Origin of the sequence: Saprospira grandis str. Lewin (assembly GCF_000250635.1) — a bacterium.
Classification (GTDB): Bacteria; Bacteroidota; Bacteroidia; order Chitinophagales; family Saprospiraceae; genus Saprospira; species Saprospira grandis.
The window spans coordinates 3,927,060-3,942,033 of the sequence record NC_016940.1 but is presented as its reverse complement, the minus strand read 5'-3'; the positions used below and the strand labels follow the sequence as shown (position 1 = coordinate 3,942,033).

Genomic DNA, 14,974 nt, shown 5'->3' with positions numbered 1-14,974 from the left:
CTTTGCTGGCCGCCGCTATGCTGCGCCGCTCGCAGGTCTGCTCGGCCCTGCAGCCGCCTGCGGCGGCTTGGGTCTGGCCCTGCGGGCCACGGCTGCGCAGCGCTGGGCCAAGCCCGCCCCTAGCCCACTCTTTCCAGCTAATCTATTGATGATTCATCTACTCAGTTATGCCCATAGAACTCATTCGCAAAAAGCAATTGCTCGGCCATAAAGGAGCCATTTATTCTCTTTTATTGGCCCCCGATAAACAAAGCGTTTTCTCCGCCGCTGGCGATGGCTATCTGGTCCAATGGCCCCTCTCTCCCCTAGGCGATGGCCAAGTTTTGGCCCAACTAGATGCACCCATCTTTTCTATGGCCCTGCTCCAAGAAGATCGTATCCTTTTAGGCGACCAACATGGAGATATCCATCTTATCGACTATCCCAATAAACAGTTGCTCCAACAAAGAAGAGGACATGATAAGGGCGTCTTTGCCTTGCTCCCTTGGTCCAACTCTTCTTTTCTTAGCGCTGGGGCAGATGGACAACTCTCTCGCTGGTCTATCCCTAAGTTTCGGCCAGAAGCTAGCTGGAAACTCAGCCATAAAAGCCTAAGGGCACTCTTACTCACAACAGATCAATCTACTTTGGTGGCCGCAGGTAGCCAAGGCCACCTCTTTTTTCTCGATGCCCAAGATTTTAGCCTCCAAAAGGAAATTCCCCAAGCCCATCAGTCCTCTATTTTTTGTCTGGCCCAAACGCCCAATTATCTGCTCTCTGCTGGCCGAGATGCCTTTTTTAGAGTCTGGACCAAAAAGGAAAAAGAAGAAATTCCCAGCCATGCCGCTCACCTATTTACGGTAAATGACCTGGCTATTTCGCCCAATGGCCGCTATCTGGCCAGCGCCAGCCGAGACAAAACCCTCAAAATATGGTCTCTACCCGATTTTAGACTGCTCAAGGTGATCGATGCCCCCCGTGGTGGCCATATCAACTCGGTTAATGCCCTGCTTTGGGCCAATGATCAACTCCTGCTCTCGGCCTCCGATGATCGTAGCATTATCGTTTGGGAGTTGCTAGAAATTGCCGCGGATTAAAAGCGGTAAAGCCGCTATGGCCGAAGCGCAGGACTTCCATTTGGCCTAGCGATGCGGCGGGGTGGCCCGAAGGGCCAGACCAAGCCAGCTTGCTGGCGCAGGGCCGAGCAGACCTGCGAGCCCCAAAGCGTAGCGCCGCAGCTTTGCTGCGGAGGCCCCAAAAAAACAATAAAAAAGGGACCAACTAGAGCAGTTTCTAGTTCGTCCCTTTCTTATAGCGCTATTCCGTTAACTAGCGCATTTCAATATGCACCACCACCTGAGCATGGTCAGACTGCCAATTGGGAATGCGTTCCTCCGAGATCGTTTCATCCAATAAATGGTCATTAAAGGTGCGGACCATCGTCACTCGGCCGATGTGATTGGGGTTCTCTCGGACCAGCTCCTGGCTGACCATAATATGGTCCAAAGCCTCATGATGCCCATTGTGCAAATGCGTATAATAGGTATCGGTATAAGAATTTCGGGCCTGAATATCTTTGGCATGATAAAGCAAAACATCCCAAATTTTGCGCTTCTTGTGCATGGGCAAATAGCGGAAAGGCGCCTCGCCAGAAATAATTCGGGTGGTCACAGAAGTATGCGTATCGTTGAGGTCGCCAATCACCACCACCGGCGAATCTCGGTTTTCCAAAACCTCCATCAAAACCGTGCGTACAGCTGCCGACTCTGCCGCCCGCAAGAGCAAGGCGCGGGCTTGGCCTTTGGCCTGCGCCAAGGGATCGTCTCGGTCCTCACCATCTTCTAGCATGGGGCGTTTCGACTTAAGGTGGGCCACTACCACATGAAAATCTTGGCCATCAGCATATTCAATTTGGCATTTGAGCAAAGGGCGAGAAAACTCCTTGAAAGGAATCAACAAACCGTCTACCTCCAACTGCTCGGGAAACTCCCGGATCACTTCATAATCCTTAATTGGATAGCGGCTAGCAATAGCCACGGCGGGAGAACCGCCCTTGCGATCACTCATCACAATATGATAGTCTCGATAATAGGGATTCGAGCGGATGACCGTTTTTAGGGCCTCTTCCGAGAACACCTCCTGAAAGCCAATAATATCGGCCTTCATGCTATTGAGTTGGTGGCTAATCCAAGCCTGCTTTTTCTCAAACTCTTCGTAGGTGTAGCTACGGTTATAATAGGGCCGCTCGGGCAACTGTAGATTGAGCAGATTAAAACTGCCGATTTTTAGTTCTTTACTCATGGCGATATTTTGAGGGGCAAATTAAGCCCATTTATAAACATATAAGCGGTAACTAAGGTAAGCAAAAATTGGCAACAAAGATAAAGGATAAGCCTGCCAAGCGATTAACCAATTGAGCAAAGCCAAAAGATAGCTCAGGAGCAAGAGGCCGTGAAGGAGGGCAAAAAATTTATTCGTCTTCACTTTTTTCAGGCCAAAAAGCAAGGGCAAATAGAGCGGCGAGAGCCACAAAATATTGAGATTCCATTGGGTGGCCGCATGATCGGTGCCCCACCACATAAAGCAGAGAAAAGCGCCCGCCAAGCCCACTACCGCCAGCAGCAAACGGTCGGCAACATAGGCATAATTGGGAAAAACAAAGGCAATGGCAAAAAACAAAGCCGCCAAAAGCGTAAAAAGCAAAAAAGGATAATGGTCCTTGATGCTTTCTTGATGCGCTGCGGGCCAAGGCAGCAACTCTTTTTTCTCGCCCAAAAATGGGCCCGCTGGCGTTTGACTATTCGTAAGATGTTGGGCCAGATAATCGGGTAAAAACATTTGTTCGCTCACCGAAGGACATTTGTCGGCTCCTCGGCCCAAAATGACCTTAATGCCCAAATCTAGCCAAGGAGAGGGAGCCGTATACTCCGCCAAATAGCTTCGGAAAGAGCGGCTGCTATCGGCCTGAGGCAAGATAAATTCTTCGGCATAAAGGAGCTGGCCCAGATCACGGATTTGCGTAGCGCAATTATCATAAAAAAAGTCGTACATATAATAGCGGTCCGGAGAATTGAAGCGCGCTTCTAGGGCATCAAATAAGGCCTGCTTTTTTTCTGCCGAAAGCAAAATTTCTTGCTCATAAACGCCCCTTTCCTCGTAGACATAGGTTTGTATGAAGGGACCAAAAGGGGCCCGACTCAGGGCGTACTCCAATTTCCCCTGAATGAATTTTAGACCAAAATTAGGCGTATCAAAATCAAAGGTCCCATAATTATAGACCAGCTCGATGCCATTAGCGGGATCGCTCAAATGCAAGGCCGAATGCCCAAAACAGTTGTAGAGCTCTGTTCCAGGCGAGCAAGTGATTAGGCTAAATTTGGCTGATTCCGAAAGAGGGCGAGCCGCAAAACTCAAGCTCGAAAACAGGCAGAAAAAAAGAAGCGAAAAAAATATGCGCATAAGAAATCTTATTTATTTAGGAAGAAAATCTTGGCCAATGCTCCAACCGCCCGTCCAAGCCGCCTGAAAATTAAAGCCACCCGTAATTGCATCAATATTGAGCAATTCGCCAGCGATATAAAGGCCCTTAAAGGCTTTGGTCTCAAAGGTTTTAAAATTCATTTGGTCCAAATCAACACCTCCAGCAGTAACAAACTCATCTTTGAAGGTCGATTTGCCCACTACTTTTATTTCGCAGGCCGTTAGCTCTTCTTCTAGGCCCAAGAGTTCTTTTTTCGACAAATTGGCCCAGCTTTTATCTTCCTTAATCCCTGCCGCATAGAGCAAGCGCCGCCAAAGACGGTTCGGAATTTCGCTAAAGGGACTCGTTTTGCTCAGTTGTTTTTTGGCCCAATCCTTTTTGAGCAATTGCAATTCTTCGGCTAGGGTTTGGCGCTCCCAGCCCAGCCAATTTACCCGCAAATTAAAGCGGTAATCTAGATCAAACAACTTTCTTGCGCCCCAAGCCGATAGGCGAAGAATACCAGGACCACTCAAGCCCCAATGGGTAATCAAAAGCGGACCACGAGCCTTCAAATTCTTTTGACCCAATACTTCTACCTCGGCTTGAGGGACCGATAGCCCCGGCAAGCCCTTGAGGCGAAAATCTTTGGAGTTAAAGGTAAACAGAGAGGGCACCGCCGGAACGATATTCAGCCCCATTTCGGCCAAAACTGCCCAAATTGGAGCACTACTGCCCGCAGCCAAAACTAATTTATCGGCCTTGTACTCGGCCCCGCCTTTGGTCGCTAAAAAATATCCGCCTTCTTCCAAAGGCTTAATTTGGCTTACTCGCTGCTGCAAATGCAATTGCACCCCAGCCGCCTCGGCCGCCTGCATCAAGCAATCTACAATAGATTGCGAGCTATTCGATTGGGGAAAAACCCGACCATCCTTTTCAATTTTTAGCGGCACGCCCCGCTTCTCAAACCAATCCATCGTATCGCCACAAGCAAAGCGATGAAAAGGCCCCAGCAAAGCTTTTTCGCCTCTAGGATAATGCTTCACCAGCTCCTTGGGCGTCCAGCAAGCATGCGTCAAATTACAACGCCCGCCCCCAGAAATCTTTACTTTTTGTAAAAAACGCTGCCCCGCCTCCAAAATATGCACCTCCGCCTCTGGGCAGTTTTCTGCAATCTGTATGGCCGAAAAAAAACCAGCAGCCCCGCCGCCAACTATATATACTTTCATTTTGTCATTTTGGCCAAAAATACAAGCTTCCCAAAGATTGCCCTAAGATTAAGGCTTTTTTTACGGTTTTTTTGGGGCCTCCGCCTCGCTTCGCTCGTCGGCGCTACGTTCCGCAGCTCGCTGTTCGCTCGGCCCTGCGCAAAAATTCGCTTTGCTCATTTTGCTTGGTCTGGCCCTTTGGGTCACTGCTGCACATCGCTAGGCCATAAAAACTGGCCTTCGGCCAGCGGGCGGCTCGCTTCGCTCGCTCAAGAGTCGATAAAAAGCGGCAGTTCTGCGAGCGAATTGGCCCATTCCTATTTTTAATGCTTTCTTAAGTCCAACTAGATGTCAGTACATTTGTTTTCTAACTACTAACTTAGTTTTTTTGTGAACTCATTAAAAGGCCAAAGGCCTATTTCGTCATTACGAACTCATTAAACGTGAAAGTATATTTAACTGCAGCGCTTGTATTTATAAGTGCTTTGGGCCTAGAGGCTCAGCAAGTCTTAAGTCTAGAAGATGCCATTCAAAAAGCGCTAGAGCAAAGTTATACGGCCAAAATTGCCGCCACTAACCAAAAAATTGCTGAAGTTCAGAATCACTGGGGTGAGGCAGGCCGCTATCCGCAAATTACTGCTAGCCTGAGCAATGCCAACAGCTACAGCAATGTACAAAACCCCACCTCTTTCCTCAATGGGGCGCAGTTGCTGGGAACGGGCGGAACTGCAGCGGTAGATTTGCAGTGGGCCCTTTATCAGGGCGGCCGCATTCGGCTAACAAAAGACCGTTTGGGCCTACAAGAAGAGCTGGCCAAATCAGAGGCCAACCGGAGCTTGGAGAATATTAGCCAGCAGGTGGCCAAGGCCTATTTCAATGCGCAAATTCAACAAGAGCGCCTGAAGTCGCAGCAAGAGCTCTTGGCCCTTTCTCAAGATAAGATTAGCTATATTGAAGCCCGTAGAGAATATGGCCAAGCCACAGAATTTGACCTCCTCCAAATTCGAGATGCCTACCTCAACGACTCTATTCAATGGATGCTCCAACGCACTACTTTTGAAAATGCCCAGCAAAATCTAGCCCTGGCTATGGGCCAAGATTGGGCCTCGGCCAAGGAGATTGTCCTGCCCACAGAATTGAGCTATGAACTCCCTACTTATACCTTTGACTCCCTACTAGAAGTAGCCCTCCAAAGTAACCGAGAAATTGCCAGCGAACGCATTCGCCAGCAAACTTCAGCCATTGATATTTCTATTCAGGAGGCGGCCCTTTTGCCTACGGTAAGTTTGGGCGCCAATATTAGCGAACAACTCAACCTAACGCAAATCAATGGTAAGCAACCCCAAATTTCTGACGATTGGCAGGGAGGAACTACCCTATCTGGCGCTCTCAATATCAACCTCAGCTATAACATATATAATGGCGGTAAGCAAAGAAGAGCGATTGAACTGGCCAAACTTCGACAAGAAATTAGCCGCTTGAGCATTCTTCAGTTGGAACAGCAGCTGGGCCAAAACCTAAAAACGGTCCTAGCCCTCTATGAAAATCAACGACAGACTTATGCACTTAGCCAGCAATTATTGGCCAACTCTAGCCGAAACCTAGAGATTGCCAGCGAGCGCTTTAAAGCCAATACCCTCAATTTCTTTGACTACCGGACCATTCAGATCAACTATATCAATGCCTATAATAATGTGCAAAATGCCTTCTTGAGCGCCAAACAAACAGAATTTGACCTGCTCTTGCTTTCAGGGCAACTCTTACGCTAAATCATGATTTAGGGCAAAGAGAGAGGGCGAAGCGCAAATTTGCGCTTCGCCCTCTCTTTTAGCGCTCCATAAACTGTTAAAAAGACTTAAAATATGGCCCTAATTTATCTAGACAGTTGATTTTTAATTAAACCCAAAACAAGGCCCTAAAAACAAAATAAAAATCTTAAAAATAGATTTAACTAAAAAACTTTCAACAAAATGCCTAATTTCTATTTTTAGCCGAAAGTTGAGAAATCGGGTTTAGAATTGTAGAATTTTTATAATACCTTTGTACTGTCAGCAGTAAAAAAGCTGGACAATCACCAAAAATCAAGTCAAATTCTAATCCTATGAACGATCTATTTAAAAAGGCCATGCAAGCGGGTCTTGGTCTGGCCGTTGTCACCACCGAAAAGGTCAAAGACATTGTTGATGACCTTGTAGAAAAAGGCAAACAATACCAAGAAGAGCAAGAAGTTATGGACCAGGAAGCTCCTGCAGCTCCCCAAGAAGGGGAAAGCGAAGTTGTAGAGGGGGAAGCTGTTGCCGATGAGGCTCAGCCTGGCCAAGCTCATAACCGCCTAGAAGAACTAGAGGGCCGTTTGCGCAAACTAGTAGAAAATGCTATTGAGCGGTTCAACTTCATCAAAGGCGATGAGCATGAGCGCATCGAAAAGCGCATTGAGCGCCTAGAAGAGCGCCTAAGCGAACTAGTAAAAGCCAATACCGAATTGGCGGAGGAATGCGAGAGCAGCGAGCGTGTATAACAACAGCTGCATCACCAAAAATCAGTGGGGCCAGCTTCGGTTGGCCCTTTTTATTTACTATTAGAGTTTAATTTGTTATGATGGAGAAAATTGTCCGCAAAACCCTCTACACTGCCGTAGGGATTGTAGCGAGCACCACCGAGCGTTTGCAAAATGTAGTTGATGAGCTAGTATCTAAGGGAAAACTATCTGAGGAAGAAGGAAAAAAGGTAGTAGAAGATGTAGTGAAGAATACGGAATATAGCCGAGAAAACTACGAGGGACGATTTAGAAATATGATTGATGGCGTTTTGGCCAAATTGAATTTGCCCCAAGGCGATGCTTATGAAAAGCTAGAACGTCGAGTCAAATCATTAGAAGTAAAACTAGGTTTGTTGGCCAAAGAGCTAGAGGCTCAGCGCAAGGCAGCCAAAGCAAAAACAGAAGAAGACAAAGAGCAGTAAGCTGCAATTTGCAAAATATAAAAGAAGGGCTATCGGATTTTTCCGATAGCCCTTTTGCTTTAGAAGGCGCCCTGCCCCTTATCGGGCAACAGCAATTGCATATTTTGTGGATAGTTGATCTTAATTCGGATCTCCTCTTCTACAAGGCTGTTATTGAGCAATACCTGTTTATCAATTTTTGGCATATAAAGCGTTTGGCCCTTAATCTGCCAATCGTAGCGGCCCAAAACCAATAGCTTTTTGAGCACATTGCCATGCTCCTCTCCTACTTTTACATAGGTATAAAGGCGGATATAATCCTCTCGCCAAGCTTCGGCCTCTAGGGTGTAATCTGTTTGTACCTCTAACTGATCATAAGGATCGATAAAGGTTTGTACGATGGTGCGCTCATTTTGCCCAAATAAATATATGGGAAAGAGCAGGGCCATAAAGTAAATTAAAAAGTTTTTCATGATTGGGGAAATTTGAAATTAAAAAATGGGGTTTGTGACAGCTTAACCGTCTATATATAATACGTAAGTTGGTCCAAATAAGTTACTCTTTAGACTAAGTTTAAATAAAAAAGATAATTAGGGGCTAGGCGGGAATTGGCCCAGCGCTGCGCAGCCGTGGCCGCAGGCCAGACCCAGGAGCGAAGCGACGCAGGGCCGAGCAGACCTGCGAGCGGCGCAGCATAGCGGCGGCCGACCGAGGCGAAGCCGAGCCGGCCGCGGGCCCCAAAAAAAAGAAAAAAGAAAGGGCTTAGAAACTTGGGCTGATGGAAATATCTAGGCGCTCGCCCAGTCCTCTAGTAGTGTAAGGTACAAGCAATAGGCTATCCTTGCTTTGGCCGGCCCAATTGAAATACAGCTGAAGATGGCAATCCGTTTCGATTTGGATCCAGACCGCCTGTTTATCGCCAGCGGCCAAGCTAGGCAATTGGTTTTGGCTACAGCCCTCCAATTGTAGATTCTCGAGTTTTTCGGTTCCATTATTTAGTAGGACCAAATAAATATAATCCGTTCTTTGCAAGGCCCAGCTCCCATAAAGCAGCAGGGGCAGCAGATGCAAAATGCCCAAACAATAGCTCCAATTGGCCTGAGCTGCGCTGAGCTTTTCTCTTTTGCGTTGGCGGAAGGCCCAAAACATCAGGGGAAGTTGGAAGAGGAGAAAAAGCAGGATACCCCAGATTTGTAGGCTAATGAGCTCGCCGGTCCATTGGGCCAAATAATCCCAGCAAAAGTAGCAAGACAGCCCTAAGCTAAAGAGCGGAAAAAGGAGGAAGAATCTAAAAAGCATAGCGAAAGGCTTGTTAAGTTTAGATTAAATCTAGTGGGCTAGATCCAATAGAAAAGGGCGGTAGATAGGGCATTTGCGGTTTAGCTAAATTTTAAGCCCAGCCAAAAGCTAAGCCCAGAGCTAGCTGGGGCTTTTCGCCCTAGTAGTTTTTTGTAAATTTAGCTAAGGTCAGGCAGAAAGCTGGCCCAATGAAACGCTTTTTTAACATTTTTTTTCATTTTTTCCAGATGCGACTACTTTTCGGTTTTCTTCTTTGTTCTGCTTTCTTCTCGGCCCTAAAGGCCCAAGAATTTGGCTTTGTTGGAGGCAAAGAGCAAACTGCCCATGATTTTCAGACCTTTGAGTCTTTGATGACGGCCCTCAAGCAGGCCGATCAGGTGAAGAAACTAGATCTTTATTATAAACTAGACTATAGCCAGCTGCCTCAGGCCATTGCTGAATTGCAGGAGCTGCGCATTTTGTATTTGGGCCATAACAACCTAGAGCATTTGCCGCCCACCTTTAGAAAACTACAAAAGCTAGAAGAGCTCGATTTGGGGCAAAATCCAGCCCTTTCTATACAGGAAATCTGGCCCGAGCTTCGGGAGCTTAAAAATTTGCGCCGCCTGTTTATTCATCGCATTCAAATTGAGCAACTGCCCCAAGATTTTGGACAGCTTCAGCAGCTAGAGTGGCTCAGTTTGGAGGGTAATCATCGCCTGTCCGTAGAAAGTCTGTCGGCCTTAGACCAATGCAAACAGCTCAAAACGCTCAATTTGGCCTGGTGCAATTTGCAAAGCCTCCCGAGTAATTTGGCCAATTTTCAGCAGCTCGAAGAGCTCTACCTCAACGAAAACCAACTGCATAGCATTCCCGAAGGCCTGCTGGCCCTCAAGCAGCTCAAGGTGCTCGACCTTAGCGATAATGAACTGCCCCTTGAAGATATAGAGACCATAAAAACCGCCCTGCCCCAAACCAAGATTTATTTCTAAGTTGCGCTATCTCTTCTCTTTAAGAGGCGGTAGGCAAAAGGCTTAGCGCCTTTTTCTTTGCCCAAAATAGCCCCAGAAAACGATATGATTAAAACTGCTTACCACTACGACGATCTCATGATCTTACCCGCTTTAGAGGCCCATCTAAACAGCCGAACAGACTGCATTCCCCATTATGCTTCTGGCCAGTTGCCGTTTTTTGCCGCCCCTATGTCCACGGTGGTCGCCGAGCAAAATTATCAGTTTTTTCTAGAACAGGGCCTCAATGTCTGCTTTCCCCGCTACCAAAATTTGCCGCCCAACTTTTTTGACCTCCAAAAGCAGTATAAGGGCCAACTTTTTCTGGCCATGGACCTCGAAGAGTTTAATAAGGAGTTTTTGGTGCTCGGCAAAAAACTCAACCGACAACATGCCATCCTTATTGATACCGCCAATGGCCACCTCCAACGAGTCTATGAACTCTGCCTAGCCGCCAAAAAAGAATATGGCGAACAAATGCTGCTGATGGCCGGAAATATTGGCCACCCCCGCACCTTCGAGCGCCTAGCCGAAACCGGTGTCGATTATCTGCGCCTAGGCATTGGCGGCGGCCGAAACTGTAGCACCAGCAGCTTTACTGGCGTGCATTATCCGCTGGCCTCCCTCATTATCGAAAGCCGAAAATTGGCCCAACAACTGCCCAAAGCGCCCAAAATTATTGCCGATGGTGGCATCGGATCCTATGCCAATGCCATTATGGCCCTCGCCTGCGGAGCCGATTATGTCATGATGGGCAGCCTCATCAATCAAGCCCTAGAATCCGCCGGCCAAAGCTATCTCTTCAAACAAATTCCCCTCTCTCAAAATTTGGCCAAACTGGCCTTCCGCCTAGGCCTGCCCCTCTACAAAGAATATAAGGCCCTGCACAGCCGCCCCGCCTCCGCCCAACAAGGCCTAATCGGAAGAAGAGCCGTAGAAGGCCGCCGAAGCCTCCAAAAAGTGCAATACCAACTGCCCGATTTTCTCTTCAATTTGGGCAGCTACCTGCAATCCGCCATGAGCTATACCGGCAAAATTCAACTAGAAGATTTTATCGGACAAGTAGAACTGATTACCGACCGAAGATGATGTTTTGGGGCCTCCGCCTCCCTTCGGTCGTTGGCGGTTACTCCCTTTGGTCGTCGAAGACGAACTAAAGTTCTTGTTGTCGGTCCGCAGCTCGCTGATGTTTTGGGGCCTCCGCAGCAAAGCTGCGGCGCTACGGTCCGCAGCTCGCAGGGCTGCTCGGCCCTTCGCCGCTTTCAGCGGCTCGGTCTGCGGCTTCGCCGCACTGCTCCCCATCGCTAGGCCTGCGGGCCTTCGGCCCTGTCCCCTCCAAAAATAGTTTGGTCCAAGGAGAAGCTAGGGCCCAAAAAGTCAGAAAAAAATCAAAAAAACTACTATTGCCAAAATATAAGTTTAACTTAGCTCTCTGCGAACAAGCGTTCGTAGCTAAGCAGTTGATAGCGAAGCCATCAACTAAACAACACCATCAACACCCTATTTTGGGACAATAAAAGCTAGTTTATTCATGAATTATTCAGAAGAATCGCTGAAACTTCACAGCTTACTGAAAGGAAAAATTGGCATCCGCAATCAAATGGATGTGCGCACCAGTGAGCACCTTTCTTTGGTCTACTCTCCCGGAGTAGCCGCCCCATGTATCGAAATTGCCAAAGATCCCGAGAAAGTTTGGGAATATACCCTAAAGAGTAATACCGTAGCCATCGTTTCTGATGGATCTGCTGTTTTGGGCCTTGGAAACATTGGCGCAGAGGCTTCTATCCCCGTTATGGAAGGTAAGGCGATGCTCTTTCGCCAATTTGGCCATATCAACGCTTTCCCCATTTGCCTCAATACCCAAGATGTAGATGAAATCGTGGAAACTGTCCGCCGAATCGCTCCCGTTTTTGGTGGCATCAACCTAGAAGATATTGCCGCTCCGCGCAGCTTTGAGGTCGAAGAACGCCTACAAGATTTGGGCATTCCCGTTTTTCATGACGATCAGCATGGTACAGCCATTGTCGTTTTGGGCGCCCTAATCAATGCCGCCAAATTGGTGGGCAAACCCCTAGAGGAATTGTCTGTAGTCATTAACGGTGCTGGCGCCGCTGGAGTAGCTATCGCTCGCCTTTTGCGCTGTATCGATAATGAAAATAATACGGCCTGTATCCCCGTCAAAGAAATTATTCTTTGCGATAGTAAGGGGATTATTAGCCGCGATAGAGATAACCTCAATAGCTCTAAGCAAGCTACTTTGGGCTATACCAACCCCAACAACAAATCGGGCTCTATTAAAGATGCCATTGTGGGAGCCGATGTATTTATTGGCGTAAGTGTGGGCAATATCCTCACTGCCGATGATATCAGAACCATGGCTAAAGATCCTATTATCTTTGCCTTGGCCAACCCAACTCCCGAAATTATGCCCGAGGAAGCCTATAAAGGTGGGGCTGCCGTAGTAGGTACAGGTCGCTCGGACCTCCCCAACCAAGTCAATAATGTACTTGGTTTTCCCGGTATTTTCCGTGGAGCCCTAGATGCTCGCGCCAAGGTCATTTCTCCCAAAATGAAGTTGGCCGCTGCCTATGCCATTGCCGACTGTGTGCATCCGCCCACCCGCGATATGATTATTCCTCCAGCCCTCAATGAGGTGGTTGCCTATAAGGTGGCCAAAGCCGTTAAGGAAGCCGCCCTAGCCGAAATGGGCCTACCCGATGAGATGACCGGATACAATGGCTAAGCTGTATAGCTTTTTGCCTAAATGAAAAAGACCCAATTGCCGCAGCAATTGGGTCTTTTTGTCATAAAAAAAAGTGGCCCTCTTGCCCAGAGCCACTTTTATTATTTTGCCTTTATTTCAGAAATTGTGCGAACAGTTTGCTGTAATTTCTTTCCTTTAAAACGAGCCCTTCTAAAAAACTGCTGCTTAATAGACCAAAAAAAATTGAAAAATGATTAAAAAAATTTTGCCTCTCTTCTTTGGGCTCTTGGCCCTTTCGCTAACCGCCCAACATTGTCCAGATTGCCAAGCGCTGAAAGAAGCCGCCTGGAAAAAAGGCTGGGATGGCCAGGCTTTCCAAAAATCGAGTTTGCATCGACTAAAAGATATGGATGTACTCTCCTATGCCTTGGAGTTGGAGCTTTTGGACCCTAACAAACGATTTTTGAAAGGCAAGGCCCTTTTGCGCATTCAACTTTTACGAAAAGGCCTAAAAGAAATAGAACTGGACCTACAGGGACTCAAGGTCCAAAAGGTAAAGGTGAATGGTAAAAAACGCTCTTTTACCCATAATGACCCCCTCTTGCTCATTCGCTTGCCCAAAAAATACAGCCTAAAACAACCCATTGAGGTAGAAGTACGGTATGAAGGAGCGCCCCAAGAAGACAAAAGCTGGGGCGGCTTTTACTTTGAGCAAGGATTTGCCTACAATATGGGCGTGGGCTTTGCCGATAACCCCCATAATTATGGGCGAATTTGGTTTCCCTGCGTCGATAACTTTCAAGATAAATCAACTTATTATATTTCGTTAATAACCAAAGACAGTCTTGCGGGATACGCCAATGGCCTTTTGGTGGAGGACCGTCTATTAACCAATGGATTAAGGAAAAGAAGTTGGGAACAAAAAGAAGCTATCCCTAGCTATTTGGCGGCCATTGCCGTGGCTAACTATAGCGATATAACCCAAGCTTTTGCGGGTATAAATTCAACTATACCCATTGCGTTAGTCGTTCCAAAAAAAGACAGTCAAAAAGCGGTGGCCTCTCTTATTCATTTGCCGCAGGCGCTTTCGGCTTTTGAGTATTGGTTTGGTCCCTACCGCTGGTCCAAAGTGGGTTTTTGCATGGTTCCCTTTGAGGCTGGGGCCATGGAGCACGCTAGTTTGATTGCCTACCCCCTCTATGCGGTAGACGGCAGTTTGAAACAAGAGCGTTTGATGGCCCATGAGCTTTCTCATCATTGGTGGGGCAATTTGGTCACCTGCGCCAAGGCCGAAGATATGTGGATTAACGAAGGCTTTGCCAGCTATTGCGAGTTTCTGTTTAAGGAAGCCTGTTATGGACGAAAAGAAGCCTTGCCCATTTTGCAAAAAAACCTAGCCATCAGTTTGTATCAGGCGCCTAAGCGAGAGGGGGGGCATCGGCCAGTGGCGGCGGTGCCTTGGGCGCATACTTATGGCAGCCATGTCTATAAAAAAGGGAGTTTGGTGGCCCATAACTTAAGACATTATTTGGGCGACAGTCTGTTTCGGCAAGGGATGCAGGCTGTTATGGATAGCTTTGCCTACAAAAACTTATCGACCGAAGAGTTTTGCCAGTTTTTGAGCAAAGAACTTGGGCAAGATATGCAGCCTTTTTTCAAAAATTGGTTGTGGCAAGCAGGTTGGCCCAGTTTGCATATTGTGGAGGAAGAAATTGGGGCCAATAGCATCCAGCTGAGTATTGAGCAGCAGCTTATAGGAAGAGATAGCCTCTATGAAAAGCTTCCGCTGAAAGTTCGATTATTTTTGGCCAATGGCGAATATGTAGATCGTGAAATTCTGCTTAGCGAAAAGAAACAACAGTTCCATTGGAAAAAGCTAGCGGCCCCAGTGGTTTATGCTTGGATCAACCCTGATCAAAGTTTGGTGCAGGCTCGTTTTGAGCAATTTTTTGAAGATTGGAACAGTCAAAAGAAAGAGCTGAGCTTGCTCCAAATAAAAGACTTTCGTTTTAAGCGGCCTTGTTTAGCTGCCGAGCAATTGCATTTGGCCTATTATCCAGCAGCTGAGGGCGAAGCCTACTGGCAAATCAGAGGACGGATAAAAGGAGCTAGCGTTCCGGCCGAGCTGGCCCTAAAACAGCCGACTCCATCGGCCCGGCTCTATTATCGTACTGCGGCGGGCCAAGACTGGCTGCTTTATCCGCATTCGGGAAAAAGCCAAGCGGGCTACTACTATATAGAGCAAGTTCTTTTGGGCGATTATAAGTGGGGAGAATAATATCTGCGGTTTTGCAGGGCCGAAGGCCCGCAGGCCCAGCGATGTGCAGCAGTGGCCGAAGGCCAGACCGAGCAAAAAACTTGTTTTTTTGCGAAGGGCCGAGCGAACAGCGAGCTG

Annotated in this window: 13 protein-coding genes; 8 read left to right on the top strand and 5 right to left on the bottom strand. The window is 47.6% G+C overall.

Going from position 1 to position 14,974, the window contains the following annotated elements; all coding sequences use genetic code 11:
- Positions 1-167: 167 nt before the first annotated feature.
- Positions 168-1,076, top strand: coding sequence for a WD40 repeat domain-containing protein (locus SGRA_RS17455; RefSeq protein ID WP_041329760.1), 909 nt, complete (start codon positions 168-170; stop codon positions 1,074-1,076).
- A 232-nt stretch (positions 1,077-1,308) separates the two neighbouring features.
- Here SGRA_RS17455 and SGRA_RS17445 read toward each other — a convergent pair whose 3' ends face one another.
- From SGRA_RS17445 to SGRA_RS17435, 3 genes are read right to left on the bottom strand one after another with little or no spacing between them, the layout of a single operon-like run.
- Positions 1,309-2,280: an endonuclease/exonuclease/phosphatase family protein gene (locus tag SGRA_RS17445; protein WP_015694134.1), complete on the bottom strand. Its 972-nt coding sequence runs from the start codon at positions 2,278-2,280 to the stop codon at positions 1,309-1,311.
- Positions 2,281-2,301: 21 nt separating this feature from the next.
- Positions 2,302-3,438, bottom strand: coding sequence for a lipoprotein N-acyltransferase Lnb domain-containing protein (locus tag SGRA_RS17440; RefSeq protein ID WP_015694133.1), 1,137 nt, complete (start codon positions 3,436-3,438; stop codon positions 2,302-2,304).
- A gap of 12 nt (positions 3,439-3,450) precedes the next feature.
- Entirely contained in the window at positions 3,451-4,668 is a 1,218-nt protein-coding gene (locus SGRA_RS17435; RefSeq protein WP_015694132.1) for a BaiN/RdsA family NAD(P)/FAD-dependent oxidoreductase, read from the bottom strand.
- A gap of 422 nt (positions 4,669-5,090) precedes the next feature.
- Here SGRA_RS17435 and SGRA_RS17430 point away from each other — a divergent pair, with 422 nt between their 5' ends.
- The 3 genes from SGRA_RS17430 to SGRA_RS17420 all read left to right on the top strand — a co-directional run bounded on the left by SGRA_RS17430 (position 5,091) and on the right by SGRA_RS17420 (position 7,608).
- Complete coding sequence (locus SGRA_RS17430; RefSeq protein WP_071823219.1) at positions 5,091-6,416, top strand: TolC family protein; 1,326 nt, start codon at positions 5,091-5,093, stop codon at positions 6,414-6,416.
- 332 nt (positions 6,417-6,748) lie between these two features.
- Complete coding sequence (locus SGRA_RS17425) at positions 6,749-7,165, top strand: phasin family protein (RefSeq protein ID WP_015694129.1); 417 nt, start codon at positions 6,749-6,751, stop codon at positions 7,163-7,165.
- Between the two features lie 77 nt (positions 7,166-7,242).
- Complete coding sequence (locus SGRA_RS17420) at positions 7,243-7,608, top strand: phasin family protein (RefSeq protein ID WP_050981184.1); 366 nt, start codon at positions 7,243-7,245, stop codon at positions 7,606-7,608.
- Between the two features lie 59 nt (positions 7,609-7,667).
- Here the strand turns inward: SGRA_RS17420 and SGRA_RS17415 are convergent, their stop codons facing one another.
- On the bottom strand, positions 7,668-8,060 hold the full coding sequence (locus SGRA_RS17415; RefSeq protein ID WP_015694127.1) for a hypothetical protein: 393 nt from the start codon (positions 8,058-8,060) through the stop codon (positions 7,668-7,670).
- A 289-nt stretch (positions 8,061-8,349) separates the two neighbouring features.
- Positions 8,350-8,886, bottom strand: a complete 537-nt coding sequence (locus SGRA_RS17410; RefSeq protein ID WP_015694126.1) for a hypothetical protein — start codon at positions 8,884-8,886, stop codon at positions 8,350-8,352.
- A gap of 227 nt (positions 8,887-9,113) precedes the next feature.
- On the opposite strand from SGRA_RS17410, the gene SGRA_RS17405 reads away from it, so the two are divergent.
- The 4 genes from SGRA_RS17405 to SGRA_RS17385 all read left to right on the top strand — a co-directional run bounded on the left by SGRA_RS17405 (position 9,114) and on the right by SGRA_RS17385 (position 14,857).
- Positions 9,114-9,857: a leucine-rich repeat domain-containing protein gene (locus SGRA_RS17405; RefSeq protein ID WP_041329980.1), complete on the top strand. Its 744-nt coding sequence runs from the start codon at positions 9,114-9,116 to the stop codon at positions 9,855-9,857.
- Positions 9,858-9,941: 84 nt separating this feature from the next.
- Positions 9,942-10,964: an IMP dehydrogenase gene (locus SGRA_RS17400; RefSeq protein WP_015694124.1), complete on the top strand. Its 1,023-nt coding sequence runs from the start codon at positions 9,942-9,944 to the stop codon at positions 10,962-10,964.
- Between the two features lie 442 nt (positions 10,965-11,406).
- On the top strand, positions 11,407-12,618 hold the full coding sequence (locus tag SGRA_RS17395) for an NAD(P)-dependent malic enzyme (RefSeq protein ID WP_015694122.1): 1,212 nt from the start codon (positions 11,407-11,409) through the stop codon (positions 12,616-12,618).
- A gap of 211 nt (positions 12,619-12,829) precedes the next feature.
- The gene (locus SGRA_RS17385) at positions 12,830-14,857 is read left to right on the top strand and encodes a M1 family metallopeptidase (RefSeq protein WP_015694120.1); all 2,028 of its coding nucleotides are present in this window, start codon (positions 12,830-12,832) and stop codon (positions 14,855-14,857) included.
- The last annotated feature ends 117 nt before the right edge of the window (positions 14,858-14,974 follow it).